14 protein-coding genes are annotated in these 15,434 nt (G+C 42.8%); 9 read left to right on the forward strand and 5 right to left on the reverse strand.

All coding sequences use genetic code 11. From position 1 onward, the window contains the following. The first annotated feature begins 673 nt into the window (after positions 1-673). From HQK88_00980 to HQK88_01020, 9 genes are all read left to right on the forward strand, one after another. Positions 674-955: a DUF1778 domain-containing protein gene (locus tag HQK88_00980; GenBank protein ID MBF0615368.1), complete on the forward strand. Its 282-nt coding sequence runs from the start codon at positions 674-676 to the stop codon at positions 953-955. After that, entirely contained in the window at positions 952-1,464 is a 513-nt protein-coding gene (locus tag HQK88_00985) for a GNAT family N-acetyltransferase (protein MBF0615369.1), read from the forward strand. Before HQK88_00980 ends, HQK88_00985 begins: the two co-directional genes overlap by 4 nt. Positions 1,465-1,733: 269 nt before the next feature. Further along, a complete protein-coding gene (locus HQK88_00990; protein ID MBF0615370.1) occupies positions 1,734-2,867 on the forward strand; it encodes a glycosyltransferase family 9 protein in 1,134 nt (377 codons plus the stop codon). Further along, entirely contained in the window at positions 2,845-3,954 is a 1,110-nt protein-coding gene (locus HQK88_00995; protein MBF0615371.1) for a glycosyltransferase family 4 protein, read from the forward strand. The genes HQK88_00990 and HQK88_00995 overlap by 23 nt, the downstream gene beginning before the upstream one ends. Beyond that, complete coding sequence (locus HQK88_01000) at positions 3,947-5,107, forward strand: glycosyltransferase (protein ID MBF0615372.1); 1,161 nt, start codon at positions 3,947-3,949, stop codon at positions 5,105-5,107. Before HQK88_00995 ends, HQK88_01000 begins: the two co-directional genes overlap by 8 nt. A gap of 20 nt (positions 5,108-5,127) precedes the next feature. Beyond that, a complete protein-coding gene (locus tag HQK88_01005) occupies positions 5,128-5,607 on the forward strand; it encodes a hypothetical protein (GenBank protein ID MBF0615373.1) in 480 nt (159 codons plus the stop codon). A 258-nt stretch (positions 5,608-5,865) separates the two neighbouring features. Then, positions 5,866-7,044: a P-loop NTPase gene (locus HQK88_01010; protein MBF0615374.1), complete on the forward strand. Its 1,179-nt coding sequence runs from the start codon at positions 5,866-5,868 to the stop codon at positions 7,042-7,044. A 628-nt stretch (positions 7,045-7,672) separates the two neighbouring features. Beyond that, the gene (locus HQK88_01015; GenBank protein MBF0615375.1) at positions 7,673-8,407 is read left to right on the forward strand and encodes a hypothetical protein; all 735 of its coding nucleotides are present in this window, start codon (positions 7,673-7,675) and stop codon (positions 8,405-8,407) included. 429 nt (positions 8,408-8,836) lie between these two features. Then, positions 8,837-9,097, forward strand: coding sequence for a GIY-YIG nuclease family protein (locus HQK88_01020; protein ID MBF0615376.1), 261 nt, complete (start codon positions 8,837-8,839; stop codon positions 9,095-9,097). Positions 9,098-9,282: 185 nt separating this feature from the next. On the opposite strand, the gene HQK88_01025 is transcribed toward HQK88_01020, so the two are convergent. The 5 genes from HQK88_01025 to HQK88_01045 all read right to left on the reverse strand — a co-directional run bounded on the left by HQK88_01025 (position 9,283) and on the right by HQK88_01045 (position 15,416). Continuing rightward, entirely contained in the window at positions 9,283-9,504 is a 222-nt protein-coding gene (locus HQK88_01025; GenBank protein ID MBF0615377.1) for a zinc ribbon domain-containing protein, read from the reverse strand. A 22-nt stretch (positions 9,505-9,526) separates the two neighbouring features. After that, on the reverse strand, positions 9,527-10,489 hold the full coding sequence (trpS, locus tag HQK88_01030) for a tryptophan--tRNA ligase (protein MBF0615378.1): 963 nt from the start codon (positions 10,487-10,489) through the stop codon (positions 9,527-9,529). A 20-nt stretch (positions 10,490-10,509) separates the two neighbouring features. Then, entirely contained in the window at positions 10,510-11,076 is a 567-nt protein-coding gene (locus tag HQK88_01035; GenBank protein MBF0615379.1) for a site-2 protease family protein, read from the reverse strand. 154 nt (positions 11,077-11,230) lie between these two features. Beyond that, positions 11,231-12,889 carry a phosphoenolpyruvate carboxykinase (ATP) gene (locus tag HQK88_01040; protein MBF0615380.1) on the reverse strand — a complete coding sequence of 553 codons (1,659 nt, stop codon included), beginning with the start codon at positions 12,887-12,889 and terminating at the stop codon, positions 11,231-11,233. A 178-nt stretch (positions 12,890-13,067) separates the two neighbouring features. After that, positions 13,068-15,416, reverse strand: a complete 2,349-nt coding sequence (locus HQK88_01045) for an FAD-dependent oxidoreductase (protein ID MBF0615381.1) — start codon at positions 15,414-15,416, stop codon at positions 13,068-13,070. Positions 15,417-15,434 lie beyond the last annotated feature (18 nt).

Raw genomic sequence — 15,434 nt, forward strand, 5'->3', positions numbered from 1 at the left:
ATGTTCTGAAAGTTGCCTGACATTTTTACCTTTTATTCCACTGCCCAATATAATTGCTAAAAGATCGCTTTTAGAAAGTGCATCTGCACCTTTTTGTATAAATAGCTCTCTTGGGCGGTCAACCTTTGGAATATCTTTAATTTTCTGCATTTTTACTATCCTGTTTAAACTGTATTTTTATATTACAAATCCCCATTTCCATTATAACATAACTATCATGACCCGTCCATTGAGCTGTTCACTTCAACAAGCGGTTCAGATAGTCAAGTGCGCGATTTAAGGTGCCGGCTATATTGTTTTACAGAGCAGATGATTTTATAAACTATCTATATTTTAATGTCTTCTGTACAATCTGAATCTTCCTCTTGTTTTTTCATTATTGTTGCTTCCTGCCGTATTAAACCATAACAGTGGAGTTAACTTCATGAGCATTAAATATCTTTTGCGAAGGTGTAATAATTCTCAAACACTGGAAAAAATGAACCCTTTTGTCTATTGTTATACTTATGGCGGCCTGTAAAACCCCGTCTCTCCTAAAGTATGACAAGGCCAAAACTAGACAAAATGATTGAGATACTAAGCTGTTCTCTGTCATAGACCTTTATAGTCTTCATATTTGTATTGATGTTTTCTATACAATAGTGTATTGTAAAGGCATATAAGGAGGTGTCATATGGCACAGACAAAAGGGAAAGAAGCCGTATCAATCAACATACGAGCCAAAACGCAACAACGCGATCTTATAGACCAAGCTGCCGAACGGCTTGGCCGTAGCCGCTCAGATTTTATGCTTAGCGTTGCGTGCCGTGAAGCGGAGGACGTGCTGCTTGACCAGGCATTTTTCATGGTCAACGCTGGCACTTTCGCCGCGTTTCAGGCAATGCTTGATGAGCCACTACCGCCGACCGACAGGCTACGCCGATTACTAAAGACGAAAGCCCCTTGGGACAAATGACGACGTTTGTTCTAACACCCCCATTACCAATTTCAGCCGCTCATGTCCTTGATGGTTTTGAATGCGGAGAGCCGTCACTGGATGAATGGCTGAAAAAGCGGGCACTCAAAAACCATGCTTCAGGAGCCTCACGTTGCTTTGTTGTTTGCCACGGTGCGGATGTAATCGGTTATTATAGCTTGTCAGCAGGAGCAATCAGGCATGAATCAGTAACTAAGGCTATGCGGCACAATATGCCCGATCCATTGCCGGTGCTACTGCTTGGCCGGTTGGCGATTGACCAGCGTTATCATAATCAAGGACTTGGCCGCGCACTGTTACGCGATGCCATGATTAGAGCCGTCAACGTTTCCAGCGATGCGGGTATTTTTGCGCTCATGGTTCATGCGTTATCAGAACAAGCCAAACGTTTCTATCTATCACGCGGTTTTGTAGAGTCCCCGTTGCAACCTACGACCCTTATGATGACTTTGGCAACAGTGCGCTCTATTTTGGCCGAATCGGATTGACAGCGTATAACGCTTAAAACGATTGAAGGAGGCTCTAAATAGGATTTTTCACGTATCCGAAATGCACGGCTTCGGCGGTTCACGCTCGACCGGATAATTACGATTCTTGAAAAACTTTCAGTTAACGGTTAGGGACGACCCAGGGCAAACGCATTTCATTTTTTCTAAAAAATCTTTTTTATCGGGGAACTACATTTCCTATATCGGATATCGGGTATAATTCTAAACTTTCTTTAATAACTCAGACGTGATATACTACCCGTTGTATCATGAAGCTTAATCCTGTTGACAGCATTGTCTATGTTTTAATGAAGTTGTTAAAAAGATTCTTTGACAGCAGATTATGTGGTATTGAGTATTTTGAACCAACGTTAACCAGAAGGATTTTAATCATCTCCTCAACCGCTTTGGGTGACACGCTGCTTTCCACACCTGCAATAGCAGCCGTAAGAAGACGCTACCCTGAGGCAGCAATTTTTGCTCTTATTCATACAAATTACATGGAGCTCGTTGCCACTAACCCCCATATTGATGAGTTTATCCCATATTATGGCGGATACAAAAAATTTTTAGAAACCACATTACGTCTCCGTAAGCTCAAACCAGACACAGCATTTATACTGCATGGCAATGAACCGCAGGCAACCCCTTTGGCATATCTTGCCGGAGCAAGATTTATCTTTAAAATACCGATTCCGTCTCAGTACGGTTTTTTATTAAGTAATCACACAAACGGCTTTACTGACAGCCCGTGGCAACATCACGCCATATCGGTTCGGCTGAAGACCGCCTCATTTGCCGGTTGCAAAGAGGATGATCTTAAAATGGTGCTGCCAGTAAGCGCTCAAGACTCAGACACTGTAAAACATCTGTTTCACAAACTTGGATTTGAAAGCAGACATGTTTTAATAGGTCTTCAGCCGGGAGCCGCTCTTAGCTACAAAATGTGGCCACAGAGTAATTTCACCTCTCTTGGCAAAAAACTCGTTGAACTTATACCTGATGTCAGAATAGTAGTTACCGGCTCAAAAGCAGAAAGAGCACTGTGCACAAAAATTGCCACCGATATTGGCCAAAAAGCTGTGCCGGTTTGCGGAGAGCTTCCGTTAAGATTACTTGGAGCGCTTATTAAAGAGTTGACAGTCCTTATAACTAATGACACCGGCACAATGCACGTGGCAATAGCCGTTGGCACTAAAACCGTGTCCCTGTTTTGCCCGTCAAACCACTGGGGAGTAGGCAGAGCATATGATTTTCACCTTCATAAGGTAATCTACAAAGAGCGCCCATGTGACCCGTGCATTACAAAAAAATGTAAAAATCCCCACTGTATGGAGCAAATCAGCTTAGAGGATGTTTTTTCAGCCGTAAAGGAGCTTCTTGGCAAAGATAGCTATATATAATTTGACAACCACTACTAAAGCCGGAGGCGTAGAGACTTTCGTCTGGGGCATTGCACGCGGGCTTGCAACACTAGGACATGAAGTTCATATCTATGGCGGTAAGTCAAATGATAACTTTCCTGAAACTGATGGTGTTACGGTCTTCACATACCCATATCTTAACAGGGAGTTGATACCGTTTGTGGGGTCGCGTCTCAGGAAATTTATAGAGCGCCTTTCGTTTGCTTTTTTTGCCATTTCCCCTCTTATCAAACGCTCTTACGATATAATATACATACATAAGTCTTTTGATTTGCCGGCTGCCCTCTATATCCGCCTGAGGACTGGCGCAAGGGTGTTTTTCCATAGCCATGGGACAGAGTTTTTCCCTGGATTTGGTAGCCTTGTAAGACGGGTCGATAAGTTTTTTTCTTGTAGCCAGTTTAATGCCGCTTCAGTGGAAAAGAGAACTGGAATTAATCCCGTTGTTATTTATAATGGGGTAGATACGGATTTTTTTAAGCCCTCAGAGCCTGATGAAAATTTCGTAAAGCAATATTGTTCCCATGGTGAAAAGATTCTTATCACAGTTTGCAGACTGGTTGGATGGAAAGGAGTACAATATGCTATAGCGGCATTGCCGGAAATTTTAACTAAACACAGGGTTAAATATTTGATAATTGGAGACGGAGAGTTTAGAAAATCTTTGGAAAGAAAGGCTCAGGATCTAAAGGTTGACGGCGATGTTGTATTTTTAGGTAAAATAGCCAACAAAGATATGCCGCTGTACTATCATCTTGCCAGTGTTGCGGTGTATCCAAGTGTTGCCGATGAAACTTTTGGAATATCTATAGCAGAGGCTATGTCTTGTGGGGTGCCTGTTGTGGCAACTCGGGTTGGAGGAATTCCTGAGGTGCTCTCAGACGATGCCGGAGTGCTTATCCCTCCAAGAGATGAACATGCCCTCGGTAGCGCCGTTAACGCTCTGCTTTCTGACAGTTCATTAGCTGCTTCAACGGGAAAAAATGGCAGACAGCGGTGTCTGGATAATTTTAGCTGGAACACTGTCACAGACAGATTTGATAAGGAGGCACAAATCAGTGGTTAAGCGGGTAGTAATGGTATCACCGCCATTTCATTCTGTTCCTCCGCTTAAGGGAGCAGCCGTTGAGATGTGGATGTGTGAAGTCTCAAAGAGAATTTTATCGTTTGAACCGCATATAATTTCCATATCTGCCCCGTACTACCCGGACTATGAGTACAGGGATGGTGTATATCATCACAGAGTGCACTTTGGAACGCTATACAAACGGTTGTTTCAAAAACTGACCCGTTTCGATCCGTTTTCGTACTCTAAGCGTGTTTTAAAAATAATTCATAAACTAAATCCACAAATCGTTCATCTGCATAACTCTGTTAAGTGGTTTTTACCAGTGATAAAATCCCTCTATGGAACGGCAACTAAAACCGTGCTGCATCTTCAAAATGAGTACCCTGTGGAGAGTGCGCTCAGTGTTGACGCTTTTTGGGGCTGTAGCAGCTATCTGATGAACCATTACAACACTTCATTAATAGATGCAGGTACCAGTGAGTGTATTTATAACGGCGTGGATTTAGATAAGTACAGGTATTTTAAGGATGTTCCTGAGGACAGAGAATATGTACGGCGGCGGTTTAACATAAAATCAGATGATTTTGTCGTCTTATATGTAGGACGGGTATCAGCCGAAAAGGGTGTTGAGCACATACTGGAGGCGGCAGTTTCTTTTCGGGATAGCGAAAATGTAAAGTTTTTTATAGTAGGAGAGCTTTCTGAAGGGGATTTAAGCAGCAGCAGGGTAAGGTATGGTATTGAAATGTTAAAGGCAGCTGAAGCTTTGGGCGGAAAGGTGGGTTTTACAGGAGTATTTCCTCCGCAAAAGATGCACCTTCTGTATCTTTTGGGAGATGTGCTGGTGCTTCCTTCAAATTTTAATGATCCTTTTCCGTTTGTTGTGTTAGAGGCTATGGCAACTGGTTTACCGGTAATTGTGCGAAAAAAGGGCGGTGTCCTGGATTATATCAAAGATAAAGAAAACGGTCTGTTCATTGATGAAACTAACATAAGCGGAAGTATTTCAAAAATTATAGGGGATCTTATTAAAGACAGTGGGTTACGAGAGCGCATAGGACTCAGCGGGCGCAAGACCGCAGAGGAGCGTTTCAGTTGGCAGCGCATATCGAGAGATTGTGAAGATGGGTATCAGAGACTTTTTGAATAAAGGAGGAATTAGAAGTCAATATGGGAAACAGATATGAAGAGGCACAGGTGGATGTGCGCACACTGGTTGGGGAGATTGTGGCAGAGTTTATGCCGGAGCTTATAAACACAAGGATAAAGGTGCTTTTTGACCTTAAAAAGAGAATGAGCCGTGGCTCACTGGTAATCAGCAGACTTCAGAAATGCAGCGACCTGCTCAGATTTCTCACCAAAGACGAGGCCGGAGGCGGCGAGGGCTATGATTTTATATTGTACCTTGATAAAGTAACCATAAACGCTGTTGACAGAGACGATAAGATTAGAATCATACGGCATCAGTTGCGCCACATTGAGATGGACATTGAAAACCCTGAAAATCCCTACAAAATGGTGCACCCTGATGTGAGGGATTTTTTTATAGAGCTGGAACTTAACAAACACGACATTCGATGGGCAGAAAGGGTTTCTGAGGTGGCAGCCTCCCTTTATGAGGCTAAAACTGAGGCAGAGGCAAAACTCTGATGTTAGACAGCCTCCGACAAATGTCTGATAGTAATAGTTTCGTAAAAGATGAGATTACCACGTCGCTGCCGCTCCTCGTAATGACGGAGAAGGGAATGCCGCATCTGTTCACTATCAGGGACAACACGCACAGCCCCCAGCCGTCATTGCGAGCGCAGCGTCGCAATCTCAGCCTTTAAGGTAAAAGTCGACAGTGAAAGATGTTCAGGAGGGAATAAAGCTGCAATTTATTTGAATTTGCGGCGATTTTAGGTAACAGTGAAATTAGATAGAAAAGCAAAACACGTCCTTGCTGTGGCTGGCGGCAAAGGAGGCGTAGGCAAAAGCATATTTTCCATTACACTTGCCACGTTGCTCTCTGGTATGGATAACTCCGTATGTCTTGTAGATTTAGACCTTGGAGGGGCCAATCTTCACACATACATGGGCGTTATGGGTAAAACTATGTCATTAGCCCATTTCATTCAGAAAAAAGTAAAAACCCTTCAGGATGTTGTAACAGAGACACGTGTTAAAAATCTGACTCTGATAAGCGGCGTACATTATTTGCCTTCAATGTCAAACCCGGCTTCAACAATTAAGGCAAAGCTGCTTAAACACATACGAGCGCTTGATGTGGACTTTGTGATAATAGACCTGGGTGCCGGTATGGATTTAAGCACGATGGATTTTTTTATAAATTCCGATAAAGGATTTATAGTTACAGTGCCTGAGCCCGGGGCTGTTATGAATGCCTACAGGTTTATAAAGGGATCGCTTTACAGGAAACTTCGCGGGGTGTTTAAAAACCATGCCGAGTTAGGGCCCGTTATTGAGACAATGTCAGAGACGTCAACCTATGATGATTCCCTTATGCTTAACTGGTTTATAGAGAAAGTGCTGAACACTGACCCAGAGGTGTATCCTCTTGTTATGGAGGTAAGTGAGAGTTTTGATCCATTTTTGGTTTTAAACAGGATAGGGCAGCAGGAGTCCAGCCGCTTAGTGACAAGTCTGATAAACCACTGTTTTACAAAGTACGGGGTTAAATTAAACTACGTGGGAAATATTCCTGATGTAAGGGAAATAAGCGGCTATCTGCTTGATATTCCATCTTTTTTGCAAGCAAAATCGGGAGCGGCTTTCACATCAGCGGTTAAAAGCATAGTGAGAACATTTCTCCTTAGTTTCCATGACTCAAAAGTTATAACAGAGCGTCTTCAAATGAAATCAGAGTACAACGACAGCGAAATAGAGGAATTATCTTGCATAATAGACAAGTTGAGCTCAGATTTTTTTATTGGCTCAAGCAAAAAACTCTGGAAATTAAGGTTATTTTTTAAACCTCTTGACGTTGTTCGCTATTTAATCAGCAAGGGTGTTAAAGAGGAAATTTTCTTTGAGGTAAAGCATGGTGCTTTTTTTAGAAGTGCGGACATGAAAGAAACACCAAAATAATGATTATCAAGCAAGTTAAAGTAACATTTATAGCTGTCATTTCAAGGGGTTAGCAACCCAATGCAGAGCTGCATACAGTCCTTAATAAAAAAAAGCATTAAAACGCTGAATTTCCTCCTTAGCAGAATAAAGGGAAAAAAGAATTACAAAAATTTTTTAATAAAAAAATTCCCTTGACATTCGTACTTTTTTTCTGTTATAACAGCTTTAGTTATGTTTGCTGTAAATTTTTTTAAACATGTTTAAATAAATTTTATATCTACTTGACAAAGCGTGGTTGATAAGGTAATATACGGAGATGAAAATTTATATGTATTTTATGATGACGTTGGAGGGATATAGGCTATGGTTAGTTTGGGAAGGTCTGGACAGTCGTAGCTTTGTGTTTGAAGAAAGCCAAAAAAGGAGAGCATGATAATTTATTTTTCAAGGCTCTTGACAAAAGATAAGCGTTTAGGTTACAGTTCTGCATAGTGGAACTGGATAAGATCTGATGTATAGATTATGGTTAGAGGAAAATATATGATAAGAAAGGGGGTGCAAGGGTCCAGATTAAATTAAAGCCTGCGTAGCAGGATAATTTGTAACTTAGTTGTTAGGGAAAATTAAAAGTTAAGGAGGCATTCTAATGAAGAGAAGTTTAGTTTATGTTTTGTTGTTGGCACTGGTTTTAACAGGTATGGGCATATATGGTGCAGGCAAGGTTGATGCCGGTTCATATGTAAGGTTCATAATACCCTACCTCCACACCAACACCAACAATGCAGTTTATTGTGTAGTTTCAAACATGGGTGGCACGTGGGATAACATATCAAGGACAGTCATGCAGGTAGGTTCCAACACATCAGCGAACTCATCTACCGGACTCATACTCCCAGATGATGCATCTGCATACACTCTCATGACCTACAGAAGCTCACAGCAGTTTACGTTTAGTGGTCAGTACGTTTACATAGGAACCGCAAACACCGAGATCTTTGACCTTACCGGCAGCACCTCAACTAACTCAGCATTGGGTGCATACAGCGCAAAGTTAACCTTCGTAGCAGCTAGTACTGGTGCAAATCCTTGGAACGCATTCTCAACTAACTATTCAAACTTAGACTGTAAGAAGATGTCTATGTCATGTTTCCAGGGCACTACCTCACCAAAACGTAACTTAGTTGGTTATACCTGTGAGGCTGGTACTTATGACGGTACTACTTACAGAGTTTACAAATCAATATCCATTACGTCAGCTGGTTCTACAAGTGGTAATACAAATGGCAGTAACTCAGGACTCCAGTGGATACCAGGCAATATGGATGTTACAGGCAACAATACGACATCAGGTACAGACAACTCAACAGACTTAGCATACTAATTTAAGTCTAATAAACAACCAATTAAGGGGGCAGCTCAGCTGCCTCCTTTTTTTTATTCCGTCATTGCGAACCCCCGTCGACACCCTGCCGTCATTGCGAGCGCAGCGTCGCAATCTTTACTTTCAATCAATATCAAAACAGCTGAGATTGTTACGTCGCTATCGCTCCTCACAATGACGGAAGAGGAAATGCCTCAGCAATGGCTATGCGCCATCATTGCAAGCGCAGGATACACACCACCGTCATTGCGAACCCCCAAAGGGGGTGTGGCAATCTAAGCTTTTAAAATTATAAAGGTAATCTTCTATCCTTGGAATTAAGCACTTACATTGATTTAACTCATATTATTTTAATAAAATAGTAATAAGAAAAGATCATTTAAACCTTTAAAACTTAACTATATAGAAAGACATTTTTATGTATACATTATGACGAATAAAAACAATACTGTTCTATACACTGGAGTTACAAACGACCTGAAAAGAAGAGGCTACGAACATAAAAATAAAATGATAGATGGCTTTACAAGCAAATACAACATTTCTAAACTAGTATATTGTGAGCTATTTGAAACAGTAGGAAGTGCAATCACAAGAGAAAAGCAAATAAAAAAATTTTCAAGGCAAAAAAAGGTGAACCTCATAAACGAAAGCAATCCAGAATGGAACGACCTGTATGTGGATTTGTAAATAACTATATGATATTATAGCAATGTGCATAATTCCGTTCATTATTTTAGAAGGCTGAGATTACTACGTCTATAACGCTCCTCGTAATGACGGAAGAGGAAAACAGCTGAGATTAACACGTTGCTATCGCTCCTCATAATTACGGAGAAAGAGAACAGTGAATTATTTAACTAAAAAAAACAGGTTTAGCACGTGCTGCAATTATGCGAGGAGCAGCCGCTACAACCTTTACCACCACCTGTATCACCTTGTGATGACGATTTGTTGCTGCCACCCATTCCAAAAAGTGACATTTTCTTTCTAACGTCTTTGTTTTCACATTTTGGACACTTTACTACTGTGGTACTAAACACAATTAGTTCAAAATCTTCATTACATTTTTCACAGTTGTATTCATAAATTGGCATATTCTTTAAACACCTCCATCTCTCAAGCAAAGTTCATGACGTTGCGTACTATTTCCATAGTTTCTGAGGCCGCCTTTTGTGCCTTAATATTGCCGGCTTCTATTATACCGGATAGTTTTAAGGGAGCGCTTTCAAGCTCTCTCCGCTTTTCCCATATTGGCTCCATAACCTTAAATATATTTTGCAATAAAATACTCTTACAGTCAAGACAACCAAATGACGCAGCACGGCAGCTATCTGCAACCAAAGTTTGTTCCTCTTTTGTCGAGAAAACCTTGTGGAGAGCGTATACAGGAGATTGCTCGGGGTCTCCCTTATCAGTTTTTCTCTTTCTGGCAGGGTCTGTCATCATGGTCTTAATTTTCTTTTCAACCACCTCGCGAGAGTCAGAAAGATATACCGCATTGTCATAACTTTTTGACATTTTTCTACCATCGACTCCAACCACCTTTGGAAACTCCGTCAGAAGCGGTTCAGGCTCGACCATTACCGTTGTGTTGTATAGAAAATTAAACCTTCGGGCAATTTCCCTTGCAAACTCAAGATGCGGAACCTGATCTACCCCTACAGGGACATGCTTAGCTCTGTAAATTAAAATGTCAGCAGCCTGAAGCACAGGATACCCTAAAAACCCATAAGTGTTTAAATCTTTGTCATGTATCTCGTTTTGCTTTTCCTTATACGTGGGAACGCGTTCAAGCCAACCCAAAGGAGTCATCATACTAAGTAAGAGATGCAGTTCGGCATGTTCTATAACCTTAGATTGCAAAAACACCGTACACTTATTGGGGTCAAGGCCTGCGGCTATAAAGTTAATCAGCAAATCCTGAGAGTAGTTTTTTATGAGGGCAGGCTGAGAATAATTTGAAGTCAATGCGTGCCAATCTGCAACACAGTAGTAGCAGTCATAGACATCCTGAAGTTTTACCCAATTTTTAAGAGCGCCTACATAATTTCCTATATGCAAAAGGCCGCTCGGCTGCATGCCGCTTAAAACCCGTTCTTTCACAGAAACCTCCCGAGCTGTTCTACAAAAATCTGTACTAAAAGTTGAATTAAAATCTGAATAGGCGTAATTAAAAAACCAAGAACCCCAAGAAACCACAATCCAAGTATGATAAAAGTGCCGTAAGGCTCAAGCCTTGCAACCTGATAAGCGTACCTGTAAGGAAGCATACTGACCAGCACCCGTCCACCGTCAAGAGGTGGAATGGGAATCAGGTTAAAGGCAGCTATAAATATATTAAAACTCAAACTATAACTCAGCATGTGCGAAATGGGAACCAATACCTTTGCCGCCAAAAATTCGTCCTGAGTGGAGTTGTACACGCTGCGCACAATTGCAAATAAAAAAACACTGATTATAGACAAAATGATATTCATAACAGGCCCGGCAAGCGCCACTAAAGCCATATCTCTGCGAGGGTTTCTAAGATTTCCGAAATTAACCGGGACGGGCTTTGCAGAGCCAAAGATAAAGGCGCCGTTTGAGCCAATAAAAAGCAATATCGGTACAATCACAGTTCCCATAAGATCAATATGAGCAATGGGATTTAGGGTCAACCTGCCCATTTCTTTTGCCGTAGAGTCGCCTAGCTTGTAGGCGATAAGGCCGTGAGCCGCTTCATGAAAAGTTATGGCCACAACTATCGGTATGGCGGCTATCGTTAGTGTCCTCAGTATCTCAATAGGATCCACAGAGCGCCTTTCCCTTAGCTTACAACTGTCACAGCGGACTCAGTATATGGTCAATAACCGAGCGTGCCGCCACTATAGGATCTATTATGGCGCTGTCCATGTCGCCGCCCTCTCGTTTATTTGACAGGAAATTGATTCTGTCTTGCATTCTGTTTCGCAGATACGCAAGATATTTCTCATCACGAGTAGGCTTGTACTTCTTGTCGAAATCCTGGCCAAACAGTTCTTTACCATTTTTAGGTACAGCAAGCCCTGGAAACGCTTTCCAGTCTCTCCATTCTATAGTTGCGCGCATTAGCTCTGTAACAATAGATAACGACAGGTTTTTAGGTATATCTATTAAACTCCCTGCTAACCCAAAAGCATACGTGTTCATGATGTAGCACTCAGTACCGGTTTGGAAAAGCTTATAGAACTGCTGACAGTCCCAAATAAGAGGAAACACTCTGAAGGGATTGGCAAACGGCTCTATAACAAGCTTCTCAAGTTCTTTGGGGTCGACATTTTCCACCCCTTTTGCCCTCATAGTGCTTAGGGAGGCGCCCATTGCAACGGCAAGCCAATTATTCTTAATCTTAGTTATCGGAGGCAGACTGGGGTCTTTCTGAAGCCATATCACTTTACCAGGGCGCTCACAGTGGTCGGTATAGTTGAACATATCACGGCTCTTAATACACCTGCCATTATTGTTTCTTGCATCTTCACATACAATTTTGACCTGTCCGTCCGGCTGTTTTGTTATTGCCACATTTTGTGCCGAATAGAAATACTTAATCACCGGGTCGTTGTATTTAACTGCATCGGTTTTATCAAACAAACTTGGCTCAATAGCTACCGAGAAATTACTTTCAAGGTCAATTAAAAAAGCGTCGTCATGTATTACCGTTACAACCTCATCTGAGCGAAGTGTTCCTTCATGATCATGGCTGTTGGTTATTGAAGACTTGCCGGAACCGGACAGTCCAAATACAGCGATAGGGGTACTGTTACCGATTTTTTTAATTCCCCCGTGACACGCCACCATGTTGTGCCTTACTCCTATAGTCCAGGCAAGGGTGAGCGTAGCCTTTTTTCGTTCGCCAAAGTATCTTAGGCCAAGGATAGCAATACAGTTTTGCATCTCATCCACTATGATAAGACCATCGGGGAAATCCGGATTGCTCCAGTCCTGATCTGCGAGCACCATAATGTCCGGCTCATCAAGCACCCTTGATTTAGCATACGTATCTGTCCATGGTTTCAACCACGGAGTAAAGTTAAAAGCCCAGTCAAGCATGTTTTTAGCATCTGTTTGAGGGCTTATCAGGTAGGCTTTCATCATAAAATCCGGGTGCACTCCCACTATTCCTTCAAGAACAAAAGATGGTTTTTTGTTAAAATTATATATGGCTTCTCTTAATATCGCAAGATACGTATCCTTATCTTTACCCATTTCACGGACGAGTCTTCTTGCTTTTGCCGTACGCCCGACAATACGTCCATCATTTGACACCAACACTTTGGCATCAGATGGAAGTCCGTACATTTCAGGTTTATACATGGGTTCTGTAGTTACTACAACCTCTGGTTGCCTTATTGCGTACTCGTAAAGTTCATTTAAATTCGTGTTTTTAACTGAGTTAGCATACATGGCGCTCTCAATTATAGCTCTCCACGGTGAGCCGGGTAATTTATGTGCACTAGCCATTATTTCAAACTCCTTTTTACAAATTCATATTTTAACAGTATGCATTGTTAATATACCATCGTTAGTATTATCTTTAACTGCCTGGGGTCGCTGACCCCTTAACTGCCAGGTTGACCCCTTAACTGCCAGGTTGACCCCTTAACTGCCAGGTTGACCCCTTAACTGCCAGGTTGACCCCTTACTTATTCTCTACCATCTCCCATATACCGCACGGACACACTCCGGCACAAAACCCGCATCCTATGCAGATGTTGTCATCTGAAACGTACTCATAGCCGCCACCCTCCGGGGTTACCCGGCTTATGGCTCCCACATAGCACGTTGCCTCACACATGTGGCAGTCCCTGCATACCGCACAAGACATACACTTGTGTCCCTCCGTTTTAGTTGAAAACTGGGCGTCTCTGCATATCTCGTAATAGACATCCTTTATCTTTTGATATGGGATAGGCAGCACTGGGGCCGGTCTGTAGTAGGCTCCGCCGGTAAGAAGTGTGTGCACGGCAAGGGCTGTGACTCTGCCCTGGCCTATGGCGTGCGTTGCAAGTCCCTGTTGTTTGACATCTCCTATGGCAAAGACCTTAGCATCAGATGTATGCCCGGCTTCATCTGCCTCAATAGAACAGCCCTTATTTGTATGAACACTCGGAGGGAGAAAATCAGTTACCGGAATGTCGCCTATTGAGTATATTACGACATCAGCATCTATCATTGAACCGTCAGTAAAATAGACCTTATTTTCCTCTTTCACAAATTTATCTGTAAACTTAGGCCATACAACCTTAGTGCCGAGGGATTGTGCAATTTCAAGCTCTTTTCCAAACGCGGCAGGTTTTTGCACATCGACTGCCGTAACCTCTTTGGCACCTGTGTGCCAGGCCTGTGCAGCAACGTCCATCGCAACGTTTCCGGCTCCTATTATGAGTACCCGTTTACCGGTTAGATCATGCTTTTTACCAGTGTTCATACTACGCAGAAAATCATAAGCGCTTATCGCTGATTCAATGCCAGGGATGGCGGGTTTTCTTGGTTTATGCGCTCCAACAGCCACTATTACTATGTCGTGATTTGCATATATTTCATTAAATTTAGCTGAATCTATGGCAGCTTTATAGTGAATTTCTATCCCAGTCTCTTTTATCCTTTTAAGCTCATGTTGAAGCACGTCCTGAGGCAGCCGTTCTTTTGGAATAGACAACCCAAGCTTTCCGCCTACCTCATCAGCCTCCTCATAGAGTTCCACAGTATGGCCTTTAAGCGCCAGTTGCCATGCAGCAGAAAGTCCTGCCGCGCCTCCTCCGATTACTGCAACTTTTTTACCGGTAGGCGGCTCCTTCTTTGGAGCTTTAACGTTCAGGCTTGCTTTACCAAGCCCTTTAATATCAAGCGGCTTATCCAGTTGGCCCCTTGTGCAGGCATCCATACAGAGGTTAGGGCAGATTTCACCGCACACTGTTGCCGGAAACGGAGAGTACTGAAGAATAAGCTCCAGTGCCTCTTCAAGCCTGTCCTCTCTGATGAGAGCCGCTCTTTTTTGAGTTGGAATACCGCTTGGGCAGTTTCCCTGACACGGAGGAGCGTACTTTTTATTGCTCCACAGCGGCTTATATCTTCTGTCACTGCCTGTGGTTATATAAGGAATAGGAGTCAGGGGATGGTTTACGTACTCGGCAAATATGCCGCCTTTCCCAACCTCTTTTTCCCAAAAGTTTGCTTTAAAGTCACTGATTGCCATTTTAAAGGTGCTCTTTTTAGAACGCTCTGCGGCTGTGTATGGAATCAGCTTTTTCCATGCACCTCTGTCTGATGTTAACTCATCAAAATAACCTGATCTGTCTATCGCCTCAAGGTAGTTCTTCATCTTTGGAGTTAGCCAATCCCAGTCAGCATCGGTCAGGTCAAGGAGTTTAACATCCCCCTCGCTGTAGCCGCTTATGGCCCCTCTGAAATAGACAACTCCTCCGACCATTCCAACACATGGTCTGTAACCAAGAACGCTGAGCGGGTTTTTTGGGTTTACGCCACATACGACTGCAATTCCTCCGGCTTTAAATTCTGCAAATGTATCGCCAACATCTCTAAAATACCATGACTCCGGTGGAGGCTGCTTAGGATTATGCTTAGTCATGGTGTCGCAGCGGGCACCACCGCTACCCTGTACATATAAAACCCCTTGTGCGGCAGCATTGTGAGCGCCATTAGTGACATCACCCAAAACTGTGATTTTTGCTCCGCAGTTAAGCCATCCCACATCGTCTGATGCGCTACCGTGTACAACAATTTCTGTGCCAAACATTCCCATGCTGCCCAGCCGCTGGCCTGGTGAGCCCTTAACTGTAAAGCGGACTGTTTCACCGCGCGGCCATATACGCCCGCCTATTCCGTGTTGCCCATCGGCGGTAATGGTTAAATCTCTGACGCCCTCTTCAATATGCTCCTGTATGGTCTCTTCAAGCACTCTTGATGGCACCCTGTTGGCATCTGCCTTACCCTCTATCGTTATCTTTTTACTCATAATCTTTTCCATCCAGTCTCGTTATTGATT

It is taken from the genome of Nitrospirota bacterium (assembly GCA_015233895.1).
Lineage (GTDB): Bacteria > Nitrospirota > Thermodesulfovibrionia > Thermodesulfovibrionales > Magnetobacteriaceae > Magnetomonas.

Excerpts from the sequence above, each read along its gene's own strand:
- HQK88_00990 (MBF0615370.1), top strand. The coding sequence starts at position 1,734 with ATGAAGCTTAATCCTGTTGACAGCATTGTCTATGTTTTAATGAAGTTG.
- HQK88_01025 (MBF0615377.1), bottom strand. The coding sequence starts at position 9,504 with ATGCCAATTTATGAATACAACTGTGAAAAATGTAATGAAGATTTTGAA.
- HQK88_00985 (MBF0615369.1), top strand. The coding sequence starts at position 952 with ATGACGACGTTTGTTCTAACACCCCCATTACCAATTTCAGCCGCTCAT.
- HQK88_01035 (MBF0615379.1), bottom strand. The coding sequence starts at position 11,076 with ATGGGCAGGTTGACCCTAAATCCCATTGCTCATATTGATCTTATGGGA.
- HQK88_01040 (MBF0615380.1), bottom strand. The coding sequence starts at position 12,889 with ATGGCTAGTGCACATAAATTACCCGGCTCACCGTGGAGAGCTATAATT.
- HQK88_01020 (MBF0615376.1), top strand. The coding sequence starts at position 8,837 with ATGACGAATAAAAACAATACTGTTCTATACACTGGAGTTACAAACGAC.
- HQK88_01015 (MBF0615375.1), top strand. The coding sequence starts at position 7,673 with ATGAAGAGAAGTTTAGTTTATGTTTTGTTGTTGGCACTGGTTTTAACA.
- HQK88_00980 (MBF0615368.1), top strand. The coding sequence starts at position 674 with ATGGCACAGACAAAAGGGAAAGAAGCCGTATCAATCAACATACGAGCC.
- trpS (MBF0615378.1), bottom strand. The coding sequence starts at position 10,489 with ATGCAGCCGAGCGGCCTTTTGCATATAGGAAATTATGTAGGCGCTCTT.
- HQK88_01045 (MBF0615381.1), bottom strand. The coding sequence starts at position 15,416 with ATGGAAAAGATTATGAGTAAAAAGATAACGATAGAGGGTAAGGCAGAT.
- HQK88_01005 (MBF0615373.1), top strand. The coding sequence starts at position 5,128 with ATGGGAAACAGATATGAAGAGGCACAGGTGGATGTGCGCACACTGGTT.